Consider the following 7740-nt stretch of genomic DNA (forward strand, 5'->3'; position numbering starts at 1 on the left):
AAAGCAAGAACCAGGCAATGCTACCTTGTTATTCTATAAAGGAGCTGCACTTGTAGAGATCGATAACAGACTCGATGAAGGCTGCAGTTGCCTGCGCAAAGCCTTCGAAGCTGGCTTTGATGATGCCGGTGATTATCTGAAGGAATATTGCTACGGAGTGCATTAGTTTTTGTCTTACGCAGAATTTGAAATACCAATTTTCTCCCACAGATTTCGCAGAATAACTCAGAATTTATATCTGTGTCAATCTGTGCATTCTGTGGGAACCACTATGCATTTCATCTGCGTATCTCTGCGAGATCTGCGGGAAATAAAAGTTTACATATTCCTCCTATACTGCCCGCCTACTTCGAAGAGTGCTTTTGTGATTTGTCCGAGCGAGCATACCTTGGTGGCTTCCATCAACTCTTCAAATATATTCTTGTTTTGTATAGCAGCGTGCTGTACACGCTCTAACATCGATGCACCTTTCTTTCCCTGGAAGCTGTGCAGTGTGCGCAGCATTTTGATCTGATACTCTTTCTCTTCTGTTGTAGCGCGTATAACTTCCTGTGGTATAATAGTAGGTGAGCCCTTCGAACTCAGGAATGTATTTACACCAATGATCGGATATTCACCTGTATGTTTCAGCGTTTCATAGTATAAACTCTCTTCCTGTATTTTTCCGCGCTGATACATGGTCTCCATGGCTCCGAGTACACCGCCACGTTCAGTAATGCGATCGAATTCCGAGAGTACAGCTTCTTCCACCAGGTCAGTAAGTTCTTCGATAATGAATGAACCCTGCAGTGGATTTTCATTCTTGGCCAATCCTAATTCCTTGTTGATGATCAACTGAATGGCCATCGCTCTGCGTACGCTTTCTTCTGTTGGTGTAGTAATCGCTTCATCGTACGCGTTGGTGTGAAGTGAATTACAGTTATCATATATAGCATATAATGCCTGCAGCGTAGTGCGTATATCATTGAAGTCGATCTCCTGTGCGTGCAATGAGCGACCTGATGTTTGAATGTGATACTTCAGCATCTGCGACCGAGCATTGGCGCCATATTTATTCTTCATCGCCTTCGCCCATATTCTGCGGGCTACACGTCCGATCACGGCATACTCCGGATCTATACCATTGCTGAAGAAGAACGACAGGTTAGGAGCGAAGTCGTTGATGTCCATACCACGACTTAAATAATACTCCACATAAGTAAATCCATTCGACAACGTAAAGGCTAATTGCGTAATAGGGTTAGCACCCGCTTCGGCAATGTGATAGCCGGATATAGATACCGAGTAAAAATTACGTACGTTCTTGTCAATAAAATATTGCTGCACATCGCCCATCAGTCGCAATGCAAATTCCGTAGAAAATATACAGGTGTTCTGCGCCTGGTCTTCCTTCAGAATATCGGCTTGCACCGTGCCACGAACTTGCGAAAGTGTTTCAGTCTTTATCTTCTCATATACATCGGCGGGCAATATCTGGTCGCCTGTTACACCGAGTAACATCAATCCTAAACCGTCATTTCCCTTGGGTAATGATCCCTGGTAAGCCGGACGTTCTGCGCCCTGCGCTTTATATAGTTGATTGATCTTCTGTTGTACTTCTTCCTCCAGCCCATTCTTGCGAATATATAGTTCGCATTGCTGATCGATCGCTGCATTCATAAAATATCCCAACAGCATTGGTGCAGGACCGTTGATCGTCATTGATACAGAAGTCTTGGGATCGGCCAGGTTGAAACCGCTATAGAGTTTCTTGGCATCATCCAGGCAACAGATACTCACACCGGAGTTACCGATCTTGCCATATATATCAGGACGATAATCCGGATCGTTACCATACAGTGTTACCGAATCAAATGCAGTCGATAAACGCTTGGCAGGCATCGCTATACTTACATAGTGAAATCTCCGGTTGGTTCTCTCAGGGCCGCCTTCACCGGCAAACATGCGCGTTGGATCTTCGCCTTCACGCTTGAACGGATATATACCGGCTGTATAGGGAAACTCACCGGGCACATTCTCCTGCAAACTCCACTGCAGCAATTCTCCCCATGCTTCATATCGTGGTAACGATACTTTGGGTATCTGCAGATGTGAGAGCGATTCTGAATGCGTTTGTATACCGATCTCTTTATCGCGCACCTTGAATTTGAAAAGCGGCTCTTTATACTGCTTTACTTTTTGTTTCCACTCTTCTATGAGTTTGTAATTTTTAGGATCGAGGTTGAGCTTCAGTTTCTCAAATTGTTCCTGTAATGATTTTATCAGTCTGTCTTTATCTTCAATGGAAGATTGTTGCAATGTTTCAATAGAAAGCATAAGGGCGTATAGCCTCTGCGCTATAGCGGCCTGATCTTTTACCCACTGATCGAATGATCTGTTGCTCTCCGAAATTTCACTTAGGTAGCGCGTACGATGTGGAGGTATAACAAAGATCTTCTCCGACATTTCGTGCGTTATCTCAAACGTAGAACGCAATGCTGCGCTGGTCTTCTCTACTATCTTATCGAGTATATGTTTATAAAGCTGATTGGTACCCGGATCATTAAACTGCGAAGCAATGGTTCCGAATACCGGCATGTCTTCTACCTTCTTGGTCCACTGCTGGTGATTGCGTTGATATTGTTTCTTTACATCGCGCAAAGCATCCAGTGCGCCACGCTTATCAAATTTGTTCAGCGCTATAACATCAGCAAAGTCGAGCATATCGATCTTCTCCAATTGTGTGGCAGCACCATACTCCGGTGTCATTACATAGAGCGATACATCGCTGTGATCGAGTATCTCCGTATCACTTTGTCCTATACCGGAAGTCTCGAGTATAATCAGATCATACCCGGCAGCTTTCAATATTTGTATAGCTTCCTTCACGTATGCCGACAACGCCAGGTTACTCTGACGCGTAGCCAGCGAACGCATGAACACTCGTGGATTATTAATGGCATTCATACGAATACGATCGCCCAGCAATGCTCCGCCTGTTTTGCGTTTGGATGGATCGACCGAAACTATACCAATGGTTTTATCTTTAAAGTCGATTAAAAATCTTCTCACCAGTTCATCTACCATCGAAGATTTACCGGCACCACCTGTACCGGTTATACCCAGCACCGGTGCCTGCGAAGTTGCTGCTTTCTTTTTTACAGCTTCAAAAATCTGCTGATGCTTGTCGAAGTAATTTTCTGCAGCGGATATCAGTTGAGCGATCTGTAGATGATTTTTAGTATCAAGGCTGGCAACATCGCTGATCACTTGTAAACCTGTCGGGTAATCGCTTTGCTCTACCAGGTCGTTGATCATACCTTGCAGTCCCATCGCGCGGCCATCATCCGGAGAGTATATACGCGTGATGCCATGATCCATCAGTTCTTTTATTTCTTCCGGCAGAATTACTCCACCGCCACCACCAAATATCTTGATATGACCTGCGCCTTTTTCTAACAGCAGATCGTGCATGTATTTAAAATATTCGTTGTGTCCGCCCTGGTAGCTTGTCATGGCGATAGCCTGTGCATCTTCCTGTATCGCGGTGTTCACCACTTCTTCTACACTGCGGTCGTGGCCAAGGTGAATCACTTCACAACCTGTAGCCTGGATAATTCTGCGCATAATGTTAATGGCAGCATCATGTCCATCGAATAAACTGGCCGCTGTCACGATCCTTACCTTGTTCTTTGGCTTATAAGGTTCGGGGGCCGCGTGCCCGGCCAAAGAGGGTTTATGATCAGTTTTAGAAGGAGAAATTGCTTCCGTACTCATTTTAAATGGGATTCGATTGCCAAAAATACACAGAACCTCGATAATCCCTAACAGTTATTAGGAGAACGTTGTGACGCCTTTTCTGTAACCATCAAAATATTTTCAAGTATTGATGTGACTAGTCTGGAGGTCTGTGCGTTGCAGTTAGGGGATGATGTGTGGGTAAATATTACTTCCGGGTAGCAACTTTATGTGCGAAACTTCCATCTCACTAATAACATAAGTATCAAACCAACCCGTATGTTCAAAAGCCATCTTACACTCGCTATCCGTAATCTTTTAAAACGGAAACTGTACTCGTTCATCAATATCGCTGGCCTTGCTATAGGCGTAGCGGTTTGCCTGGTAATTCTCAAGTACGTTGACTTTGAGTTGAGCTATGATAACTATCATCAGAACGCTGGTAATATATACCGCACCGTAACAGCATCGTATACCAACGGTGAGTATCGCGGAGCCGGACCACTCTCGGGCTATGCGCAGGGACCGTTGCTGGTGGATGATATACCGGAAGTGAAAACTTATGTGCGCACGCACCCGATGTATGGTGGTGCCGTGATCAGCAATATTCCGAAGACTGGAGAGCCGCTGCGCTTTCATGAAGAGAGTATACAGTTTGTGGACTCTACATTCTTTGATGTATTCACCTATCAATCTATAGAAGGCGATCTTCCTACAGCATTGGATAAACCGAACTCCATGGTGATCACAAAATCCATGGCTAAGAAATACTATAACAACGAAGACCCGGTCGGAAAATCCATGACTATATCCGGAGGATGGGCCGATGGTGATTACCAGGTGACTGCCGTGATAGAAGATGTTCCGGATAACTCACACTTTCCATTTGATTTTCTGTTATCGTTTCAAAACATCATGCAGAATGGCCAGTATAAAAATGATAACGGCTGGGGCTGGTATAATTTTGTTACCTATGTGGAACTACAACCCAACACAGATCATATAGCCGTAGAAAAGAAGTTGCCGGCATTTATAGAGAAATATCAGGGTAAAGATTTAGCACAATCCAACAGCAAACAAGTGCTCACCTTTCAACCCATCCGTGATATACATTTAACCCCCGGGTTCAACAATGAGTCAAGTTCTACGATGAATGTAAATACGATTTACTTTTTCATAGTGATCTCTATTTTCATTCTTGCTATTGCCTGGGTAAACTATATTAACCTTTCTACGGCACGCGCTATTGAACGTGCGCGCGAAGTGGGTATCAAAAAAGCGGTGGGGGCTTTGCGTTCACAGCTCATCTCACAGTTTATTTTTGAATCGGTACTCGTTAACTTCGTCAGTATTGTTATAGCGCTGTTGCTTGCCTTCTTATTGTTACCAGTATTGGGAGATATAGTGGGCAAACACCTGGCCTTTGATTTTACCGATGTGCGGCTGTGGGGTATATTATTTGGATTGTTCGTTATAGGTTCGCTGGTATCGGGTGCATACCCGGCCTTTGTACTGTCGTCATTTAATACAACCGCTGTGTTGAAAGGCGGAGCCGATAAAGTTACAGGCGGCTTCTCACTGCGCAAGGCGCTGGTGGTGTTTCAGTTTGTAGCATCGTTGATATTGATAGCCGGTACATTTACTATATATCGTCAGTTGATGTTTATGCGAAGCCAGGATAAAGGCTTTGATATGGAGCAGATGCTGATTTTTAACGGCCCGAGTGTAATAGAAAATCGGGAGTCAATAGAGGAGAAGTTAATCACACTAAAGAACGAGATCAAAAAAATCTCATCGGTTGAAAATGTAGCAACCTCGGCATCTATACCGGGAGGAGGTTTTAACTGGGGAACCGGTATGCGCAGAGATGGAACACAACAGGAGGAAAGCAAGAGCGGAAACGTAGCATGGGTTGATCCTGATTTTCTGGCAACCTATAAAATGGAATTGGTTTCAGGCAGAGCGTGGGATCCCGATAGAAAATCTGATAAGGAAGCGATGCTTGTAAACGAAGCAGCACTGAAAGCCTTCGGCCTGGGCGATGCACAGCATGCCCTGGAAGAACGCATTATATTGGGCGATGATACAGTAAATATTATAGGTGTATTAAAGAACTATCACTGGAATTCATTGAAGAGTGAGCATATACCCATCTTGCTGGCGAGCGATAAAGTATCACGCAGAAATTATTCGGTGCGTTTAGCCGGAAATATACCGGAGTCGATCAAACAGATTGAAACTAAATTTAAAGAAGTATTTCCCGGCAATCCCTTCGATTATTACTTCCTCGATGATTTCTTTGATAAGCAGTATAAAGATGATCAGCAGTTTGGTAAGATATTTAGTCTCTTTGCCGGTTTGGCTATAGTTATAGCATGCCTCGGACTTTGGGGACTCGCCAGCTTTACTACTACGCAAAAGCTGCGCGAGATCAGTATCCGTAAAGTATTGGGCGCATCTACATCCAGCATTATGTCGTTATTGTCAAGTCAATTTATGAAGTTGGTAGCCATTGCATCGTTGATCGCCTTGCCCGTAACCTGGTACGGTATAGATCGCTGGCTGGACAGCTTTGCGTTTCACATTAACCTCACATGGGATTTATTTGTAGTACCCAGCATCGTGCTCGCGTTAATAGCGCTGGCAACGGTGAGTGTACACATTCTGAAAGGAGCCGGAACAAACCCCGCGAAGGTACTGCGGTCGGAATAGCTACAAGCTGCCGGTTACTGGTCGCCAGGGGCATTGGGTGAATGGCACGTGGAGGATAATATATATACTGCATCAGAGATAGTGGAACACTATACCTGGTGCAGTTTTATTTTACAGATATAGCGACCAGAAGCCTGAAGCTTGCAGCCTTTAAAAACCCGAAGCCAGCTCTCCACTGTTGTCTTTCAACTGTACTCCCGAAAGTTTGCGTCTTAGCGCTTCCTGTACCAGGTAAAATATTTTGTTAGCGGCTTCTTTATAGGAGAGTCCTTCGGGACGGATGTTGCTGATGCAGTTGCGTGCTTCATCGGTAAGACCAACGGAAGGAGCATACGTTATATAGGCACCCATACTATCCGGAGAAGATAACCCGGGCCGTTCTCCGATCAGTATAATAACCAGTTTGGCATTTAGCAGAAAACCGATTTCATCGCCTATACCCACGCGACCTTGTTCTACCAACGTAACCGGGGCCAATGTATAGCCAGTATCTTTTAATGACGAGATTAATTCTTGCAGCACAGGTATAGCATGTACGTTGATTGCCGTGGCCGATAATCCGTCTGCCAGCACAATCGCTATATCTGCTGCGGGATGTATACTTTGTTGCAGTATACCGACAGCATCTGTATGAAGTCTACGCCCATGATCCGGACGTTTTAAATATTCTTCGCGACTGCCTGCCTGGCTTTTCAAACGATATACTGGTAGTTGCAAGCTTTCGAGTGCTATAGCCAAATCCTGCGTTTCCAGCAATGAATATACAGCATCGCGTGCGTGCGCATGTGCCAACTTGAATTTAAGCGCTTCTTGTATTGGCACCGATACACCTGTCCTTCCCAACGCAATGCGGGCAGCAGTAAAAGTTTGAAGCGACTGCCAGGAATCAGAAGCTGCCACCGGCTTTTTATCGGGTGTCATAGAAAAAGTTGAAAAGTAAAGGTAGCTTTTTTGGATGAATATAATTGTAGTCTTATATTAACAGATAGATGTTGGAGCTGATTAGTTGGTAGGTTATTCTTTTCTCATTGTTTGAATCAGATCTAAGATGAAGAATAAGTTGGACGTTACCGTTATAGCCGGCATTGGCTGTATTCTTTTCTTTCATTTACCCTTTTTTATACTTGGGGAGGGGAGCTACGTCCTTGTCCACGATAATTTAGACAGCGAGCTGGTCTATTTACAAGTGCTAAAGATCAGTGGTAATTTATTAGGTGTTGATGGCTCTCCGCTGGTATATAATATTTTCAATGGTATAAATCGCGGCAGCTTTCATTCGGAGTTCAGCATTATCCGTATTCTCTTTTATAT

The 7740-nt window shown here is 44.4% G+C and carries 4 protein-coding genes; 2 read left to right on the top strand and 2 right to left on the bottom strand.

Annotated elements, in window-relative coordinates:
• Positions 1-318: 318 nt before the first annotated feature.
• Entirely contained in the window at positions 319-3756 is a 3438-nt protein-coding gene (locus VIN08_RS22235) for a methylmalonyl-CoA mutase family protein (RefSeq protein ID WP_331969994.1), read from the bottom strand.
• Positions 3757-3996: 240 nt separating this feature from the next.
• On the opposite strand from VIN08_RS22235, the gene VIN08_RS22240 reads away from it, so the two are divergent.
• A complete protein-coding gene (locus VIN08_RS22240) occupies positions 3997-6429 on the top strand; it encodes an ABC transporter permease (protein WP_331969997.1) in 2433 nt (810 codons plus the stop codon).
• 150 nt (positions 6430-6579) lie between these two features.
• On the opposite strand, the gene eutC is transcribed toward VIN08_RS22240, so the two are convergent.
• Positions 6580-7350, bottom strand: a complete 771-nt coding sequence (gene eutC / locus VIN08_RS22245) for an ethanolamine ammonia-lyase subunit EutC (protein ID WP_331970000.1) — start codon at positions 7348-7350, stop codon at positions 6580-6582.
• Between the two features lie 127 nt (positions 7351-7477).
• Here eutC and VIN08_RS22250 point away from each other — a divergent pair.
• Positions 7478-7740: DUF6044 family protein (locus VIN08_RS22250; RefSeq protein WP_331970003.1), on the top strand; the 263-nt coding region annotated here is incomplete at its 3' end.

The organism is Ohtaekwangia sp., from assembly GCF_036568665.1.
Taxonomy (GTDB): domain Bacteria; phylum Bacteroidota; class Bacteroidia; order Cytophagales; family Cyclobacteriaceae; genus Ohtaekwangia.